The organism is Neorhizobium sp. SHOUNA12A, assembly GCF_023006505.1.
Classification (GTDB): Bacteria; Pseudomonadota; Alphaproteobacteria; order Rhizobiales; family Rhizobiaceae; genus Neorhizobium.
The window spans coordinates 1-1,506 of the sequence record NZ_JALBGV010000189.1 but is presented as its reverse complement, the minus strand read 5'-3'; the positions used below and the strand labels follow the sequence as shown (position 1 = coordinate 1,506).

Sequence of the window (1,506 nt, the reverse complement as noted above, 5' to 3'; positions counted from 1 at the left end):
CTAGCAGGCTGTTGAAAAAGGCCTAGCCTGAGCGCTCCTCTCATGATTCATTGGTCCCGTCGAGATTGGGAATTGATGGATGCGCGGCGGCGACGTGAGATCGGGTGAACTCTTCAGCTATGTCGATCTGGAGGATCGTGTCCGCAGCGATCATCCGCTGCGGACAATCCGGCAGATCGTGAACGATGCGCTCGTTTTGCTGGAACGGGAGTTTGCAGCGCTCTACTCGCCGATAGGGCGGCCATCGATCCCGCCAGAGAAGCTATTGCGCGCCATGCTTTTGCAAGCCTTTTATTCGATCCGCTCTGAGCGGCTTTTGATGGAGCGCCTAGAATACGACCTTCTGTTCCGGTGGTTTGTCGGTATCGGAATCGATGATGCGGCCTGGAATCATTCGGTGTTTTCGAAGAACCGCGACCGATTGCTTGAAGGCGACCTCGCAGCCAAGTTTCTCAGGGCAATCCTTTCGCAGCCTAAGATAAAGCGGCTGCTGTCAACGGACCACTTCTCTGTCGACGGTACGCTGATCGAAGCCTGGGCGTCGATGAAGAGCTTCAAGCCGAAGGACGGCTCGGGCGAACCGCCGACAGATAGTGGCGGCCGGAATGTTGAAACAGACTTTCATGGTGAAAAGCGGTCCAACGAGACGCACGCCTCGACGACCGACCCGGATGCACGACTTTACAGGAAGGGCAAAGGCAAGGAGGCGAAGCTTTGCTTCATGGGCCATGGATTGATGGAAAACCGACATGGCCTGCTGGTTGATGCCTGTCTGACGGAGGCGAGCGGACATGCTGAACGGGTCGCGGCCCTGCACATGGTCGAGCCTCGCGCCGACCGGCCGCGTGCAATCACGCTGGGTGCCGACAAGGCCTATGATACGCAGGACTTCATCAACGAGTTGCGTTCGATGAGGGTGACGCCGCATGTGGCGCAAAATGCCAAGGGACGCCGCTCGGCGATTGACGGACGCACGACGCGCCACTCGGGTTATGGGGTCAGTTTGCGCATCCGCAAGCGCATCGAGGAGGCGTTCGGCTGGATCAAGATCGTGGCCGGGCAGGAGAAGACGAAGTTGCGTGGCCGCGACCGCGTTGGCTGGGCCTTCACCTTCGCGGCCGCCGCCTACAATCTGGTGCGGTTGCCAAAATTGATGACGGTGCAGTGATGGCCGCGACCTGCAGCTTGATCGGGCGTTGGCGAATTGTCGAGGCCGACCTGTGGGATCGGGATTATCTCGACCTCTGCGAGCCCGCCATGATCATCATCGGCGCCAACGGGCATGGTGAAATCGCCTTCGGGGCAATGCAAGCCGTGCTCGATCTCGGCTACAGCCAGTCCATGGTCTCATTCACATGGTCCGGATTTGACGAAATGGACCAGGTCTCGGGTGACGGGCATGCCGAATTGCTTGACGATGGCTCGATCGAGATCGCATTCGCATACCACAATGGCGACGAGGCCATTCTCAAGGCAAATCCAGAGACTTCTTCAACAGCCTGCTAG

Annotated in this window: 2 protein-coding genes; both read left to right on the top strand. The window is 58.6% G+C overall.

Annotated elements, in window-relative coordinates:
• Positions 1-79: 79 nt before the first annotated feature.
• On the top strand, positions 80-1,168 hold the full coding sequence (locus MOV63_RS32395; RefSeq protein ID WP_247039834.1) for an IS5 family transposase: 1,089 nt from the start codon (positions 80-82) through the stop codon (positions 1,166-1,168).
• Positions 1,169-1,257: 89 nt separating this feature from the next.
• On the top strand, positions 1,258-1,506 hold the full coding sequence (locus MOV63_RS32390) for a hypothetical protein (protein ID WP_247039833.1): 249 nt from the start codon (positions 1,258-1,260) through the stop codon (positions 1,504-1,506).

Excerpts from the sequence above, each read along its gene's own strand:
- MOV63_RS32390 (WP_247039833.1), top strand. The coding sequence starts at position 1,258 with ATGATCATCATCGGCGCCAACGGGCATGGTGAAATCGCCTTCGGGGCA.
- MOV63_RS32395 (WP_247039834.1), top strand. The coding sequence starts at position 80 with ATGCGCGGCGGCGACGTGAGATCGGGTGAACTCTTCAGCTATGTCGAT.